Raw genomic sequence first — 16,663 nt, forward strand, 5'->3', positions numbered from 1 at the left:
AGGTCGGAAGATCAATTACAGCATCTTCGATAAGTTAAGTCAGCTCAACCAGCGAGAGATCGTTGAGAATAAACGTTTGGGTTCAGTCTTGGCTCATATCCAACAACAGCATGAAGAATTGGAACAACAAAATAAACGCAATCGTTCTCAATCTATGCCACGTAGACGTGCACAGAAAACAGCAATTCAACAACGGAATCTGAATCCTGTGCTTGACTTGGAAAGTCCTGTATAGGACATTTCTATTTGGTTATTAGGTAGGACATTTCTACTTGGGAATAACATTGAAAAACAAGATTATCATTTTGATAATTAACAAAATTTAAAAATTTCGTATAATGGCCATTACGTTAAATTAATTTAAAAATCTTAAGATGATAAAACCATAATATGATGAATATTAAATCTACTATTTTATTTATTATCGCTGCTTCTCTTTTTTATTTTTTTGTTTTAGAAAGACGGTTTGATGGCGACTCATTAATGAAAGAAAACAATCAAACAATCAAACTTTCAAGCTTGACTAACTTTAATTGGGATACTGCTCAACTGTCTATTTCAAATGAAGACTTTGAAAAAATTACTTTTTATAATAAAGGGATAGAAGTATATAGAGAAATCATTAAATTCAATTTTGATGATGGATATGAATCACAGTATTTATTTAACTCAAGTGATAGTATGAAAGAAGCTATATCTGCTTATGAATGCTCATATTCATCTTCTATAAAATTGAAAAAAGTAGAAAAAGTGAGTGAAGGAAAAGTTACTTTTTATATTTATGAGCCTTTGGACTGTATACCTATTAATTGAAATTTTTTATAAAATAATAACTTGGTAAAAATTAAGTTTTCCTAAAATTAACATAATATACCTTATACTAAATTTAAAAAATGAGATTATCCTTATGATAATTAAAGAAATTTAAAAATTTCGTATAACGACCATTATGTTAAATGGAAATTTTAATTCCTAATTTATACTATAAAAAAATTAATTGAGCGGATTAAATGAATATTGATGTAAGCAGAGATCATGGCCAAATTGATAGAAAAATTATTGAAGATTATGCTGAGTCTATTGGTTATAAATTTCCTAAGTCTTATGTTGAATTACTCAGTAAACACAATGGATTAACTCCTCAAAAGAACTATTTTGAGTTCTTAGATCATAACAATGAGTTCACAGATAGAGACGTATATTTTTATAGCTACGGATATGAAGAAATAGAAATTTGGGATGAAGAAGATCGTAAAAAGTATGAGGATTCCATCAAAAAATATGAAGCAATTGAATTAAATCAGCCTGATGAACACATGTATGAATTTATGGATAAACACATAGTGATTTTTGGAGAATGTGCAGGTGGTGACTTACTAGCTTTTGATTATAGAGATGATCTTGATACTGATGAACCAGCTATTACTCTGATTTATCATGATGACCTTATCCAACTATCACCAACTGAAAATAAGTTGAGAACTATAAAATTAGCAGATAATTTCACTTCTTTTATGGCGTTATTGAAAGAGGATCATTTTTAAAATTCCCTAAAATTAACATAATACACGTTATACGAAATATGAAAAATTTTTCTTTGAAAAACAATTGTTTATGTTGATGTGAAAAGCCCAATCCTCACCGATTGGGCTTTTTCATCTTTTTAACCTGTTCCACGCCTGTTATTTGATCAATGTTTCACGACTTTGATTAGCTTAAATGAACAATCATTGCTTCTGTTTCTGTTCTTTTTGGCGTTCTTCCAGCTCTTTTTTAAATGCCTTTTTATCCTGGTAGGATGCAATCAGCATGATTGGGATCAGTACTGGAGCAACCAAAATGCCCAGGGCAATGTCTTTCAGTTTTGGCATGATCTTTCACCCTTATTGCTCAGTCATTATCAAAGACGGCATTCAGTACACGGCCAAATAAACCACGTTTTCTATGCGGAGTAGGTTTTATATCAGGCTGGTTTTGTATGTGCGCTACTTCTTCAGTCTGGCTAGTTATGACTTGAGTATCTGCTGTATTGGAATTGATAGTAGGATTTTGTTCATCATTAATTTCTGTATTTAAGGGCTGTTCTAAATTACCTTTGAACTCGATTCTGTGAGTTAAATCCTCAATGTGTTGCATTAAGGATTTCTCTCGTTGATTCGCTAAATCCAACTGGCTTTTAAGCAGATTAATTTGTTCTCTTAATACTTGTTCCATTTCAGAATGGACATGTACAGGTACATCCTTTTGAACGTGTTCAGTACGTACATTGTGTTGTACGACGATAGGATTACCATAGACTCTGATCAGTTCAGATAAGTCTATAAGCCCATCATTATCCCTTGATAACTCACCATTTTTTAAAGCTTCGTAAATGGTCGTTCTTGATTTTTTAAAAGCTTTACTAGCGTCCATTACGCTAAATTTTGTAGTGTTCAATACAATCCCTCTGTTCATGTACAAGGATGTTCAGGTGAACATGTTGGCTGAACATTATCGTTATTTTGCTTGGAAGCCAACCTTTACTAGATATGGATATAATTCTTTAAACTTTTCCGCATCTAATAGCATTTCAGCAATCCGTACAGCAAACTGAGCATAACTTTCTGTACCTTGAGAATATTTACCCATCTCAGGTAATTCTGACAATTTGTTAGCAAATAAATGGCGTTGAGCATCTGTCAATTTGGTGAAAATATCCAAAGTATTTGGATCTCTAGTTCCGGGATTGGGTTTATTAACATTTTTCTTCTGCTTGAATGAAAATGAAAAACCGTAAATTAAACGTCCTTTTTTATGCTGTTCATATTTAACAGTAATATCTGTATGCTCATTAATTTGAGCTATAGCTGGATGTAAGACCCTGTTTTTAAAATTCCCCATCCTTGTATATTCTTCATCTAGTACACCAATTCTCTTTCTAAACTCTTCTAGCTCTATAGTTGGAGTCTGACCAGTACTGCGCCATGCAATCAGTAACTCATATAAGCGCACAGCATAAGCACTACTGAGGTTACTAACTTGCTGCAATTCATATTTAGTGAACTGTTCTTCGAGCTTAGTAATTAATGGAACAATAGCTGGTGCAAAAATTAATTTAACAGTTGCTTCAGCATCAATATAACGAATCTCACTAACCCAACGGCTTAGTACATTTTCGATATTTCCTCGTTTATTCACTTCTTGATAACTGAACTGTCTAGCAAATAAATCTTTTGAAGCATCCTTTAATGCTTGATAAGCAGTCTGTCTTGCGACATTAAATTGATTTATATAGCTTTCTGCATGGACTTCTAAAGGGTTGTTCGCATTAATACCTTTACCACTTTCCCGTGCTTCGACAATAGCTAAAAGAATGAGTCGCTGTTCAACTAGATCCAAGTTATAGCTTGCGTTAATTAGAGCATTATCTTTTACAACCAAGTCTCGCATTTTATTAATCTACATTTTTATTTGTGAATATAAATCTATATAAAATATTATGTAGTTAAATGCAAGGTAAACGTAGTTAAGTCTACAAAAAATAAAGCGTAGATTTATGGTAGGTAAACGTAGTCATATTGGTAGGTAAACGTAGTCATATTGGTAGGTAAACGTAGTCATATTGGTAGGTAAACGTAGTCATATAAGCCCTAAAAGCATTATGAATAAAGGCTTACAGCACATCTAAAAGCATTTAAAAGTATTAAAAATAATTAAAAGCCAAGGGAAGGAAAAATTGCCCTTTGTTTTCGCTACGCTCAAACTCTATTGAATCTCGCTTTCGCTCGATTCGATGGGGCAATTTTCTGGCTTATGCTTACGTGAATTTAAGAAAAGCAAATTTCAGCATGTGATCTAAGCTCTTTGAGAGAATAAAAAATAAAAAGCGGTTTTTCAGAGGGTCTAGGGGCGAATTTCAGCGATTTCACTCGTAGACACTCGTTCTGTATCTTTCATTGTGAATTTGAGCATAGAGCGCAAATGAGAGCGATCTAGAGCAATGTTTAAATAGGGTCAGTAAAAATCTTTTCCCTTTGTATGAGGATCATAAGAAAATTTGGGCTTTCTATTGGTCAATTTTTCTAAATTTCTCTCCGCATTGGTCATTTCTTTCTTTGGTTCAGGATTTGAAGTGATCTCCTGTGTTTCTACTTCTTCTTTTGACGTTATTTCTTTACTTTTCTTTTTATTCAATAAGTCCATCTGTAGACAAACTCGTGATAATGACTGATACGAAATGTTTTGGTTTAGTTCAGGAATTTCCGCAAAAATTTCTTTAAGGGTATATGCCTGTTCATGCATTTCCAGGATCTTTTCTTTTGATTGAAGAACGTATCTTTTAGCTAGGTGACGTACAGCCATGATTTGCTCCTACTTCATCATGGATTGTTAATAAATAGGATTATCTAGGATTTTTTAGGAAAAAATAGGAAAAAATAGGAAAAAATGAGAAAATTTAGGAATTTTTAAGAATATTCGAGAATAAGTAAGATTTTGGGTTTTTAGCCTGTTTGGATAAGCGGTTTTTAAGAATATTTGAGAAAATTTAGGAATATTTGAGAAAGTGGTTAAGGGAAAAGTAGGCAAGATGTGTAATGTTGGCCAACATGCAAGCATGATTAGCACACCATTACCTCCTCTTATTCGCTTTTCAAGCTCAACGTGGCATCTTGTCCTGCGGAGCTTTTGGCACAGCCAAACTGTATTGTGATAAGGAATTAAAAAATGTCTGATGATAAAAAGCCGAAACGAATACGCCAAAAAACGATTAAAGTCGTGGTGACTGAAGAAGAAAAATTGATGATCGAATCCAGGGCCAAAGAGGCCAATTTATCTAATTCTCAATATTTACGTGATTTGGGTTTGGGCTATCAGCCTCAAAGCCTGACTGATATCAAAACCATCCAGGAGATCCGCAGTCTGAAAGCGGGTCTGAATAAAGTGGGCGGGTTGCTTAAAAACCTCATGAGTGCTGAGTTAACCGATCCTAAAGAAATCCGATCCAGGGTGAATGGCTTGCTGCTGGACTTTTCCAGAAATCAAAATTCGATTGATTTGTTCATTTCAAAAGTCCGATCCAAGATCAAATTTTAAGACAGGACATTTCTATTTGGGGCTTACAACTGAATTTCGTATATGAGATTTTATGTTAAGTAGCCATTTTATTAGACTGCTCCCAGTATCCTAGATAAATAGATGAGCTAATTAACCAATATATTCGGCTCATTAATTGAGTCGAATATATGCTATATTCAACTCATCTTAGATTTTCAGAGAAAGATTGAAAATGCAGGAATGGATTTGGCAAATACAAAACTGGACAAATTTCACATGGCAAGATTCAATTATCTTGCCTAAAACCAGACAGATACATCAAAAAATAGGGATTCTTCTTGGACAAAGTCAGCATGATTTAGCAAAAGAACAATTCACTCTAGATACTCTTCTGGCCAATCTTGTTGCTTCATCAGCAATTGAAAATGAAACCATCAATGTTTTTTCATTGCGATCATCTCTAGCTCAACGCTTGGGTGTTACGCTTGAACAGCCTTATCCAAGCTCAGATCGATCAGAAGGTTTAGCCAATATCATGCTAGATGCACTTAACGATGTTAAGCAACCACTGACTGTTGAGCGTCTCATGCAATGGCATCGTTGGCTTTTCAATGATCCGGATTGGACAATGCAACGTTTACGCATTGGTCAACTTCGGGGATCAGAGCCTATGCAGGTCGTTTCAGGTCGATTGGATTATCCTAAAGTACATTTTGAAGCACCGCCAAGAGAAGGCTTAGAAGAACGCTTAAATACATTCATAGCGTGGTTTAATCAAAGTCTGAATGATTCATTGCTTGATCCTCTGTTACGTGCAGGCATTACCCATTTATGGTTTGTTACCCTACATCCTTTTGATGATGGTAATGGACGTATTACACGTACCCTTACAGACCTTGCTTTAGCTCAAATGGATGAACAGAGTATCCGTTTGTATGCAATGTCTACTGCGATATTAAATAAACGTAAAAGTTACTATGAGATATTAGAACAAACTCAAAAAAATGATTCTGATATCACAGATTGGCTAGTTTGGTTTCTAGATACATTGAATGATAGCCTTGAAAAAACCTTAGCACAGATCAATCGAACATTATTTAAAAGTCAATTTTGGCATAAGTATTCAAATTTAGCCCTGAGTGAAGAACAACGCAAAGTCCTAAATCGTTTATTAGACGGTGGCGAGAATGGCTTTGAACATGGTATCAGTGCGTCACAATATCAAAAGGTTGCTAAAGTCAGTAAAGCAACAGCTACTCGCCATTTATCAGATCTACTTGAGAAAAAATGTATCGTCAAATTAGAAGGTGGTGGACGTAATACACGCTATCAGATCAATACTCAGTTATAGATATTCTAAGTAATAAAAAACCCCGGCATCCTGCCGGGGTTTCTCATATTCGGTTCTAGGTATAACGTCCTGTTGTACCTCACGATCCTTGCGTTAGAACATAAACATCCATTTTACGTTCCGGAACTTCCTGTTCCTGATGGACTAATCATATGAATTTTCAAGTATGTGAACTAGTAGTCATAGACTTGAATTAATGTGAGAAAATGCTTACAAAGATGATTAAAAACTGTCCCAGGTTTATCCGCAGGAAATGGGGATAATTTTAGATCCTGGGACGTTGAGAACATTGGAAAAACCGCAAAATTGACTACTTTTTAAACAAAATTATTGGCAAGAACTATCAAAACCGCTCATAAAAAAACCGACTTGTTTCCAAGTCGGCTTTTCGGGTTTGCGTCCCAAATTTCTTATAGCATAACTTTTTGAAATATAACACTATTTATTTTACTGTTATTCCCAAGTAGAAATGTCCTACCTAATAACCAAATAGAAATGTCCTATACAGGACTTTCCAAGTCAAGCACAGGATTCAGATTCCGTTGTTGAATTGCTGTTTTCTGTGCACGTCTACGTGGCATAGATTGAGAACGATTGCGTTTATTTTGTTGTTCCAATTCTTCATGCTGTTGTTGGATATGAGCCAAGACTGAACCCAAACGTTTATTCTCAACGATCTCTCGCTGGTTGAGCTGACTTAACTTATCGAAGATGCTGTAATTGATCTTCCGACCTTGATGCTCAATCGCTACCGTACCATCGGGGTATTCTAGAAATTCAAGATATTTACCGATCAGCCTCTGATTTTCTTCTGTATTCTCCAGGAGATATACGCATTTATCATAAGTAATGGTCAAGCTATTCGTGACTCTGCGGGGTTCACGCCAGGTAAAAATATCATCTAATTCCTCAGCTGTTTCAGTGACAGTCCGGTGTAGATCCTTGGGATTAAAAGCCATCTTGGCAAATTTACGATTAAACTGCTCGATAAAGCAGGGCAACCACTTATTCGCATCTGCAATCGAATTGATACCCTCCAGGCGCATTTCCTTGATCAGACGGTCCTGAAGGGTTCTGTTGGCACGTTCTACGCGACCTTTGGCCTGAGGTGAGTTAGCGAAGATGATATCGATATTGAGGGTACTGAGTACGCGTCCAAATTGCGTAACTTTGGTGTCTTTCTTGCTGCTTTGATTCACCCTAAAGACTGAATGTTTGTCGCTGTAAAATGCTAAAGGCTTACCGTGCTGTTCGACATACAGGCGTGTTGAAATCATATAGTCAAAGGTTGATTCTGATTCACAGAAGCGTAAATGCTGTAATTTGCCTGTGGCATCATCGATAAACACCAGCAAACAGCATTTAGCAGCGCGTCCTTCAAACCAGTCATGGTGTGAGCCATCGATTTGTACCAGTTCACCATAACAATCCCGGTTATATCGAGGCTGATATGGACGTTTCAATCGCTTGCAGCGAGGAATCCATAAATCGGCTGCAATCATCCAGCAACGCAGGGTTTCTACTGAAAGATCGAATCCATGCACGGTGGTGAGCTTTTCATGCGCTAAAGTGGGTCCGAAACCATGAAGTTGATCAGAAATAATATTGAGGCACTTGAGTCTGAGTTCTTCAGGAAGCTTGGAATTGCTGGTTTGGCCACGACCGGCATGGGCTAATGCAGCTGGGCCTTGAGCTTTGTATTTTTGCAATAAGCGTCTGATCTGACGTTCAGAAATATGCAATAACTGAGCAGCTTGGGATTGAGTTATGCGTTGATCACAGATTTCCTGCAAGATCGACAATCGTTTAAGTTCTTTATCCGACATAGACACCAACATATCAAACCGTCCGCTTCGATAATCGCAAAAGCGCATATTCTAAAAGCGGACATTTTTACTTTGGAGAAACCGGACATTTCTATTTGGGGCTTACATTCAAATTTCGTATAAGGTGTATTATGTTAATTTTAGATTTTCTTAATTTAAACTTGAGATTTAATCCAGTCTCGACCAAATGATGCAAAGATTTCAACCTTAAATCGTGTGCCAAAAGATATCTCTCTTTACTTACAGTGTTCAATCCATCAACTATCAAATTTTTATTTAGGAAATAATGAATGAATTATGTTTTTTTTGATATTGATGGAACCTTACACAAGGAAGATATTTTTTTAGAGTTCATCAAGTGTTCAATTAAAGAAAGATTACTCAATTCTGTTATATTTCTTCCGATTATTTTTATCTCATTTCTTATTTATCTTGTTAATACAAAAGGTAAGTTTGGGTTAAATTTAATTTTATTTTTCCTTTTTCTAGGCATTTCAGAATCGCAGTTAGGCACTCTCACTGAGAAATTTTGCAAATCATTCTCTTTAAAAATGACCCCTTTTGATAATGCGCTTAAACAGTTAGAGTTTCACAAAGCAAATGGTGATCAAGTCATTTTTATTAGTGGCACACCAGTAGAATTCATCAAGCAGATTTATCCTAGTTTTTTCAATACAACTAACTTTGAAGTAATTGGCTCAATCACACGTAGAAACTTTGGTTCCTTCTATTTAGATGAAAGATGCATTTATAAAAACAAAAAGACGATGTTAAACAATCGATTTAACGCTGTTCTAAATTTTAGCCATGGGTACTCTGATAGTTTAAGCGATCTTCCAATTTTAACTCTTTGCGATAAAGCCTACTTAGTTGATAAAGATGGCTCTATGACCTCATTTGACACCCAGAGGTGAGGTAAAGTAGTTTTTGGTTCTAATATCCATGATTAGCATCCCATTTAACATAATGGCTGATTATACGAAACGTAAATGTTAGAACCCATTCAAAATGTCTATATTCTCACCAATAAAAATGTCTAGTTTATGATGGTTTTTATCACCATGGACTGGATATAAAATATAGATGCTGATCACTATGTCTGACAAAGAAATTCAACGTCTTGCAGTTCTGCAAGACGTTCGAGATCATCGTATTACCCAAGTCCGTGCTGCTGAAATCCTGAATCTTTCTACCCGTCAAATTACCCGGTTATTACAGAAGCTCAATCAAGATGGTGTTTCAGGCATGACTCATGCAAGTCGTGGTCAACCGGGCCATCATCGCCATGATGATTTATTAAAATCGCAATGTCTTTCAATTATTTCTGAACATCTGCTTGGATTTGGACCCACCTTGGCCCATGAGAAGCTCAGTAGCATGTTTGATCTGAATATCCCGATAGAAACAGTTCGGCGCTGGATGACGGCCAATGGGCTCTGGATTCCGCGATCCAAACGAATGAAACGTCCATACCAACCACGCTATAACCGTGATTGCTTCGGTGAACTGATCCAGATTGATGGCTCATATCATGACTGGTTTGAAGGCCGTTCCGCCAAATGCTGCTTGCTGGTTTATATCGATGATGCCACTGGAAGGTTGTTGCATTTGCGCTTTTGTGAGGCGGAAACGACCTTTGACTATATGCTTTCCACTAGAGCCTACATTGAGCAATATGGCAAGCCTTTGGCCTTTTACAGCGATAAACACTCGGTATTCCGAGTGAATCAGAAATCGAGCCAAGACAGCAAGATCACGCAATTTGGGCGGATTCTGAATGAGTTAAACATTGATATTATCTTCGCCAACTCACCGCAAGCCAAAGGTCGCGTAGAACGTGCCAATAGAACCCTTCAGGACCGTCTGATCAAGGAGATGCGCCTGGAAGGCATCGGTTCGATTGCCGAAGCAAATGCCTGGCTGCCCTGCTTTATTGAGCATTTCAATCAGAAGTTCGCCAAGTGTGCGAGAAACTCGAAGAACTTGCATCGCCCTTTAACGGAATCTGATGCTGAACTAGATGATATTTTTACCTGGCAGGAACCACGTAAGGTCACCAAGAATCTGACCCTGACCTATGACAAATGTATTTATATGCTTGAACCGGCTGAATTGAACCAGAAATTAGTTGGGCAATACATTTCATTTCTGGAGTATCCGGATGGGACTGTGGCCCTCATGCATGAAGGACGAAAGCTCAACTACAGCATTTTCAATAAATTGGCTGGGCTACAGCAAAATGAAGTGGTTGAGAATAAACGATTAGGTTCAGTCCTGGCGCATATCCAGCAACAACACGAAGAGTTAGAAAAACAGAATAAACGTTCCCGGGCCAAGAAAAGTATGCCGAGTCGTAAAGCTCAGAAAGCTATCATTGAACAAAGAAATTTAAATCCTGTGCTTGACTCTTGTGGTTAAAAACAGGACATTTTAAATGGTTTATCGCATAGACATTTTAATTGGTGAATAACAGTAAATGTAAGCCCCAAATAGAAATGTCCGGTTTCTCCAAAGTAAAAATGTCCGCTTTTAGAATATGCACTTTTGCAATTTCGTTAGCGGACGGTTTGATATGTTGGTGTCTATGTCTGACAAAGAAATTCAACGACTTGCAGTTCTGCAAGACGTTCGAGATCATCGTATTACCCAGGTCCGTGCTGCTGAAATCCTGAATCTTTCCACCCGTCAAATTACCCGGTTATTGCAGAAGCTCAATCAAGATGGTGTCTCAGGTATGGCACATGCCAGTCGTGGTCAACCTGGCCATCGTCGCCATGATGACTTGTTAAAATCAAAGTGCCTTTCCATTATTGCTGAACATTTGCTGGGCTTTGGACCCACCTTGGCGCATGAAAAGCTCAGCAGCATGTTTGACCTGAATATCCCGGTAGAAACGCTTCGGCGCTGGATGACGGCCAATGACCTGTGGATTCCTCGATCCAAGCGCCTGAAGCGTCCATATCAGCCACGTTATAACCGTGATTGCTTCGGTGAACTGATTCAGATTGATGGCTCATATCATGACTGGTTCGAAGGACGCGCTGCTAAGTGCTGTTTATTGGTGTATATCGATGATGCTACTGGCAAGCTGTTGCATTTGCGCTTTTGTGAGGCTTAAACAACCTTTGACTATATGCTTTCAACCCGAGCCTACATTGAACAATACGGCAAGCCTTTGGCCTTTTATAGCGATAAACACTCGGTATTCCGAGTCAATCAAAAATCGAGTCAAGATAGTAAGATCACGCAATTTGGCCGGATTCTGAATGAGTTAAACATTGATATTATCTTCGCCAATTCCCCACAGGCCAAAGGCCGTGTAGAACGTGCCAACAGAACCCTTTAGGACCGCCTGATTAAGGAGATTCGCCTGGAAGGCATGGGTTCGATTGCCGAAGCCAATGCATGGCTACCCTGCTTTATTGAGCATTTCAATCAGAAGTTCGCTAAATGTGCACGAAACTCAAAGAATTTACATCGACCATTAGCCGAATCTGATCTTGAACTGGATGATATTTTTACCTGGCAGGAACCGCGTAAGGTCACCAAGAATCTGACTCTGACCTATGACAAGTGTATTTATATGCTTGAACCGACAGAGCTGAATCATAAGCTTGCTGGGCAATACATTTCATTTCTGGAGTACCCGGATGGAACTATCGCCATCATGTATGAGGGACGGAAGATCTATTATAGCGTCTTCAATAAACTGGCTGGACTACAGCAAAATGCAGTGGTTGAGAATAAAAGATTAGGTTCGGTTCTGGCCCATATCCAGCAACAGTATGAAGCATTGGAAAAACAGAATAAACGTTCCCGCCTCAAGAAAAGTATGCCGAGTCGTAAAGCTCAGAAAGCTGTTATTGAACAAAGAAATTTAAATCCTGTGCTTGACTCTTGTGGTTAAAAACAGGACATTTTAAATGGTTTATCGCATAGACATTTTAATTGGTGAATAACAACACTTGTATATTAATATCAATAACTTAAAAATTTCACACTGATCACAAAATGCCCAAAAATCCGATTTTGAAACAAGTCGGCTTAAAAATGATCAATTTTGGCATTTTCCGAATGTTATCAACTCTTCCAGGGTAAAAACTATCCCCAATTTCTGTGGATGAAATTTAGGCTATTTTGTAGGCCTAGGCTTACGTGAATCTCGGCCCTTTGCTGCTATGCGGCATACTGGAATTTTCATATTATTGAATGGTCAGGAACAGGAAGTTCCATATAATAAAAAATAAGCACCAGGATGGCGCTATATAAGACATGCAAGAGCACAAAGACCTAATGTTCCAATAAAAAACCCCGGCAGGATGCCGGGGTTTTTTATTTGTATAAGCTATTTAAATAATAGCTTGTTCTTTTAAATGAGATAGTGCAGCAAGAATATATGATGAGTTGAAGGTTACATCGGTATAGGTTGATGGAGATCGACTTCCAGTTTCCTTAAAAATCTTATAAAAATTATCAACTTCATCAGTGCTTAAAGGGCGAATATTATCTTTGTTATTGTGAACAAATAATTTTCCGTCCTCACTAAACATAATAAATTTAGATTTTCTAGATTCAGTTTCTAAATTAACTGGTGTAGAAAAAAATTTAACGAGAGTTTCATATAGATTAATATTCATGTAACTTAACCCTTTGTTTTCATGTATATATTTTTTCGATAAGCTCTCAATACTCATAGAAATAGCTTCTCTGGCTAAAAATGATTTCGTTCTTTGACTCTTTTCAGCCAGTTGATCTAACTGTTTTTCTAATTCTACAGGTAATCGAAGCATCAACATTATAAACAACCCAATCTAAATGTATATCAATTAGAGTATATCATTAAGATGGTAGTTTCAAATTTTTTGAACCGCTCTTTCTCTGATTTCAGGGGTATATTTTAATTTTGTCATCGGGATAGTCTCTCAGAATATTGACTCTCCGACAAACCCGGTACGGTTCAGACTGTGATCCACCACTGACTTGCATCAAGGCAAGGGTTTTACCTTGGGTAGCACGGATTGCTCCTCCTGCAAGTGGAATCCAGTCTATTTGTGATTTAAAAATGGAACTCATAGAACCATGACGTTCAGGTGAACACCAGACCATACCTTCAGACCATGCAAGAAGCTCATGCAGTTCTTTTACTTTTGGATGCTCAGTATCCGCATCTTCTGGCAAAGGAAGGCCCCACAAGTGATAGATACAGATAAAGCACACATATGGAGGTGCTTTGTCACGGTTAAAATGGGAAAGAAAATGTCCACCAGATCTTGAGCACAGGCAGGTTAAGTATAAAAATAACGTGATCGAATGTAATCATGGCAAGCTAAAGCGGATCATTAGGGCCACTTTAGGATTCAAATCGATGAAGACGGCTATGCCACATGCATCTATTCAGATGGCATTAAACACCGATGATGTACAGACGAAGTAGTAGCAGCCGATCCTACTAAAAGAATAGCAAACGATAAAAACAGCGATAAGCATGTTTTTAACCACTGCATAAAAATAGACCAAAAATTAAGCTTTTTTAGTTTTACAGATTCGAAAATAAATAGTAATAATTCATGAATAGTAGCCGAAGCTACCATTCATGAATCCAAATCATACTATTTTAAAAAACTAATTCGATGCCTGCACCATATTTCCATCCCTTTTCAGACTCTGTTGCCTCTTGCATAGAAGTGGCTTTCTGTCCTTTTTCATATTGGTAAGCAACATCAATGAAAGGTTTAATTCGCTTAGTAATCTCATATCGGGTTTTGATACCAGTTTTTAGTTCTGATAAACCTGATTTTGCAGCATAGTTAGAATCATCGCTAAATATTACATCTGCTTCGATATAAGGTTGAGTAATAAGTTTCTGAGTTAAAAGCAAATCACGTTCTAATTCAAAACTTGCTCCCCAAAAATTATTCTCACCACCGTATAAATAAGCTTGTGTTTCAAAGAAATAAGGAGCTAATCCTAATACACCAATAACACCATCAACTCGATCACTGTTGCTGCTATTTTTATCTTCGCTATATCTTACACCAGCTTGTATATCCCAAAATGGGGCTACGTTACGGCTATAAAGTGCTGATACAGCATATTTTGGATCATTACTTTCTGACTTTTCCGAATTGGCTTCAATAAATAGACGATTTTCATCTGTTCCAATCAAAGTTTCAAGCTTTGTTCCTAGGTTGCCCTTACCGTCTTCATCAACCATCCATGCATTTTCAAGTCTTGTTACTTGATAAATTTGTCCGCCATGTTCTTTAAGATGATCATCGTGAGATCCGTCTGATCTCTTTCTTGCAGTCAAAATAATATTATCTCCCCCATTTGCATTTTCCATTGAATAATATTCTGGATACAATTCTTGGGGGCTATATCTTAAGCCACCAGACTCCTGTAATAAGACTCTCATACCATTTGTAATATTACTTTCTTGTTCCGAAGTGCTGCTATTAGCAAAAGTTAAGTTTGATATACTTATTAATGCAATTGATAAGACTGTTTTTGAGAAGAAATTCTTAGTGATTTGCATGTGGATTTACTCCCTTCTCATTTACTTGGGACTGAGGAACAGTCTTTGTAGAATTACCATCTTCCACTTGAGCTACAATGAGTTTATTCATCATTCCTGCACTCATATGGTAAAGCAGGTGACAATGAATAGCCCACTCACCTAACTCATCAGCTGTGAGTAGAGTGGTTATCGTTTTCCCAGGTGGAACAATTACCGTATGTTTGTTTGGCATATTGCTTGGATCCTGACCATTCTCAAGCTGCATAAACATGCCATGTAAGTGCATTGGGTGAGCCATCATACTGTCATTGACAAATTTTAAGCGAATACGTTCACCATACTTCACCACTAGTGGGTCGGCTTCATTAAATTTTTTACCATTTATTGTCCAAATATAACGCTCCATGTTTCCACCAAGACGGATCTCTATTTCACGTTCAGCTGCACGAGTGTCTTTTTGAGGATCTAACGATTGCAAATCACTATATTGCAATGCTTTATTACCTTCAGGTGTTGAAGCATTTGCCCATCCAAATACGGTATTATCATTCTTGTCTGAAGCCGCCTTAACAGTAGCGCTATTCATCGGCATATCATGATCCATACCTTTCATAGAAGACATATCATGATCCATACCTTTCATAGAAGACATATCGTGATTCATGCCTTTCATAGAAGACATATCATGATTCATATCTTTCATAGAAGACATATCATGATCCATACCTTTCATAGAAGACATATCGTGATTCATGCCTTTCATAGAAGACATATCATGATCCATACCTTTCATAGAAGACATATCGTGATTCATATCTTTCATAGATGACATATCATGATTCATTCCCATATCTTCCATAGTCAATAAAGAACGAGGACGAGGCTTAGGCATCTCAATTTGTTTGACTGCTGGGCTGCTTTCTTCATGTAATGTTCCCACTGAAAAACCGGTACGATCAATAGATTCAGCTTCAATTTGGTAATGTGCTTGTTTTGGTTCCACAATTACGTCATAAGTTTCAGCAGTACCAATACGGAACTCATCTACAGGAACGGGCTTTACAGGTTGACCATCAGCACTGACTACAGTCATTTTTAGGTTTGGAATGCGTACATCAAAGAATGACATAGCGGAAGCATTAATAAAACGAAGGCGAACTTTTTCACCAGCTTTGAAGTTACCCGTCCAATTTTGCTGAGGTGTCTTGCCATTCATTAAAAATGTATAACCAGTCACATCGGACATATCTGTTTTCAGCATTCGCATCTGATTCCACATAGAACGGTCTTGCCAAGTCGCTTTTAGCCCATCACGTTTAACTTGTTTTAATACATCGAATACTGTTTCGCGGCGGTTCTGATAGTAGTCTGCTTCTTTTTTAATATTTTTCATAATTTGATCACTTGTCGAATTATGAAAATCAGAAAGCAAAACAACGTAATCTTTATCGGTTTTTTCAGCAGCTGTTAGTGGAGTTTTATCTTTAGGATAAATAACAAAAGCACCATATAAACCGTCTTGTTCTTGTCCTTTACTATGTGAATGATACCAATAAGTACCATTTTGGCGGACTTTAAACTTATATTCATAAGTTTTATTAGGGGCAATGCCATTAAATTTGTTAAATCCAGGTACACCATCCATAATTCCAGGTAATAATAAGCCATGCCAATGGATTGAAGAGTCCTGATTTTTTAACTTATTGTGAACACGGATAACGGCCTCATCACCTTCTTCAAATTCAAGAAGTGGTGCAACGAATTTACCATTTACAGTAATTCTCTCAACTGGTTTTCCTGTGATATTTACAGTTTGTTCAGCGATTGTTAAATCATATTCTTTAACTGCCGCCATTACCCAAGTTGATGAAAATAAACCAACTCCAATTAAGAGTATATGACTTAACTTTTTTGACATTCTATCTCACCTTTAGA

Annotated in this window: 15 protein-coding genes and 4 pseudogenes; 9 read left to right on the forward strand and 10 right to left on the reverse strand. The window is 37.1% G+C overall.

What is annotated here, in order from left to right; genetic code table 11:
• From B9T38_RS15460 to B9T38_RS15470, 3 genes and pseudogenes are all read left to right on the forward strand, one after another.
• Positions 1 to 235, forward strand: a pseudogene (locus B9T38_RS15460) (ISNCY family transposase); the annotation flags it as partial.
• A gap of 155 nt (positions 236 to 390) precedes the next feature.
• On the forward strand, positions 391 to 813 hold the full coding sequence (locus tag B9T38_RS15465; RefSeq protein ID WP_086197631.1) for a hypothetical protein: 423 nt from the start codon (positions 391 to 393) through the stop codon (positions 811 to 813).
• Between the two features lie 197 nt (positions 814 to 1,010).
• A complete protein-coding gene (locus B9T38_RS15470; RefSeq protein ID WP_086197632.1) occupies positions 1,011 to 1,544 on the forward strand; it encodes an SMI1/KNR4 family protein in 534 nt (177 codons plus the stop codon).
• A 183-nt stretch (positions 1,545 to 1,727) separates the two neighbouring features.
• Here the strand turns inward: B9T38_RS15470 and B9T38_RS16850 are convergent, their stop codons facing one another.
• From B9T38_RS16850 to B9T38_RS15485, 4 genes are all read right to left on the reverse strand, one after another.
• A complete protein-coding gene (locus B9T38_RS16850; protein ID WP_171263259.1) occupies positions 1,728 to 1,871 on the reverse strand; it encodes a hypothetical protein in 144 nt (47 codons plus the stop codon).
• Positions 1,872 to 1,890: 19 nt separating this feature from the next.
• A complete protein-coding gene (locus tag B9T38_RS15475) occupies positions 1,891 to 2,436 on the reverse strand; it encodes a plasmid replication DNA-binding protein (protein WP_249846243.1) in 546 nt (181 codons plus the stop codon).
• 60 nt (positions 2,437 to 2,496) lie between these two features.
• Positions 2,497 to 3,429: a replication initiation protein RepM gene (gene repM / locus B9T38_RS15480; protein WP_086197634.1), complete on the reverse strand. Its 933-nt coding sequence runs from the start codon at positions 3,427 to 3,429 to the stop codon at positions 2,497 to 2,499.
• 564 nt (positions 3,430 to 3,993) lie between these two features.
• Positions 3,994 to 4,341 (reverse strand): hypothetical protein, encoded by a 348-nt coding sequence (locus B9T38_RS15485; protein ID WP_086197635.1) that lies wholly within the window; start codon positions 4,339 to 4,341, stop codon positions 3,994 to 3,996.
• Between the two features lie 363 nt (positions 4,342 to 4,704).
• Between B9T38_RS15485 and B9T38_RS15490 the strand changes: the two genes are divergently transcribed.
• Positions 4,705 to 5,073, forward strand: a complete 369-nt coding sequence (locus B9T38_RS15490) for a plasmid mobilization protein (protein ID WP_086197636.1) — start codon at positions 4,705 to 4,707, stop codon at positions 5,071 to 5,073.
• Between the two features lie 193 nt (positions 5,074 to 5,266).
• Positions 5,267 to 6,385 (forward strand): Fic family protein, encoded by a 1,119-nt coding sequence (locus B9T38_RS15495; RefSeq protein WP_086197637.1) that lies wholly within the window; start codon positions 5,267 to 5,269, stop codon positions 6,383 to 6,385.
• A gap of 500 nt (positions 6,386 to 6,885) precedes the next feature.
• On the opposite strand, the gene B9T38_RS15500 is transcribed toward B9T38_RS15495, so the two are convergent.
• The gene (locus tag B9T38_RS15500; protein WP_086197638.1) at positions 6,886 to 8,211 is read right to left on the reverse strand and encodes an ISNCY family transposase; all 1,326 of its coding nucleotides are present in this window, start codon (positions 8,209 to 8,211) and stop codon (positions 6,886 to 6,888) included.
• A gap of 290 nt (positions 8,212 to 8,501) precedes the next feature.
• Here B9T38_RS15500 and B9T38_RS15510 point away from each other — a divergent pair, with 290 nt between their 5' ends.
• From B9T38_RS15510 to B9T38_RS15525, 3 genes and pseudogenes are all read left to right on the forward strand, one after another.
• Positions 8,502 to 9,125: a haloacid dehalogenase-like hydrolase gene (locus B9T38_RS15510; RefSeq protein ID WP_086197640.1), complete on the forward strand. Its 624-nt coding sequence runs from the start codon at positions 8,502 to 8,504 to the stop codon at positions 9,123 to 9,125.
• A gap of 169 nt (positions 9,126 to 9,294) precedes the next feature.
• A complete protein-coding gene (locus B9T38_RS15515) occupies positions 9,295 to 10,629 on the forward strand; it encodes an ISNCY family transposase (protein WP_086197641.1) in 1,335 nt (444 codons plus the stop codon).
• 154 nt (positions 10,630 to 10,783) lie between these two features.
• Positions 10,784 to 12,118 (forward strand): annotated as a pseudogene (locus tag B9T38_RS15525) (ISNCY family transposase).
• Between the two features lie 442 nt (positions 12,119 to 12,560).
• Here B9T38_RS15525 and B9T38_RS15530 read toward each other — a convergent pair.
• On the reverse strand, positions 12,561 to 13,007 hold the full coding sequence (locus B9T38_RS15530) for a YlcI/YnfO family protein (protein ID WP_016658834.1): 447 nt from the start codon (positions 13,005 to 13,007) through the stop codon (positions 12,561 to 12,563).
• Positions 13,008 to 13,095: 88 nt separating this feature from the next.
• Positions 13,096 to 13,389 carry an NAD(P)H-dependent oxidoreductase gene (locus B9T38_RS15535; RefSeq protein WP_373685761.1) on the reverse strand — a complete coding sequence of 98 codons (294 nt, stop codon included), beginning with the start codon at positions 13,387 to 13,389 and terminating at the stop codon, positions 13,096 to 13,098.
• 6 nt (positions 13,390 to 13,395) lie between these two features.
• Here B9T38_RS15535 and B9T38_RS15540 point away from each other — a divergent pair.
• Positions 13,396 to 13,588: pseudogene (locus B9T38_RS15540) on the forward strand (DDE-type integrase/transposase/recombinase); the annotation flags it as partial.
• 16 nt (positions 13,589 to 13,604) lie between these two features.
• Here B9T38_RS15540 and B9T38_RS15545 read toward each other — a convergent pair.
• The 3 genes and pseudogenes from B9T38_RS15545 to B9T38_RS15555 form a co-directional block, all read right to left on the reverse strand.
• Positions 13,605 to 13,802: pseudogene (locus tag B9T38_RS15545) on the reverse strand (hypothetical protein); the annotation flags it as partial.
• 23 nt (positions 13,803 to 13,825) lie between these two features.
• Positions 13,826 to 14,746: a copper resistance protein B gene (locus tag B9T38_RS15550; protein ID WP_086197643.1), complete on the reverse strand. Its 921-nt coding sequence runs from the start codon at positions 14,744 to 14,746 to the stop codon at positions 13,826 to 13,828.
• Positions 14,733 to 16,646: a copper resistance system multicopper oxidase gene (locus B9T38_RS15555; protein ID WP_076755044.1), complete on the reverse strand. Its 1,914-nt coding sequence runs from the start codon at positions 16,644 to 16,646 to the stop codon at positions 14,733 to 14,735. The genes B9T38_RS15550 and B9T38_RS15555 overlap by 14 nt, the downstream gene beginning before the upstream one ends.
• Positions 16,647 to 16,663 lie beyond the last annotated feature (17 nt).

This window comes from Acinetobacter sp. ANC 4218, assembly GCF_002135245.1.
GTDB lineage: Bacteria > Pseudomonadota > Gammaproteobacteria > Pseudomonadales > Moraxellaceae > Acinetobacter.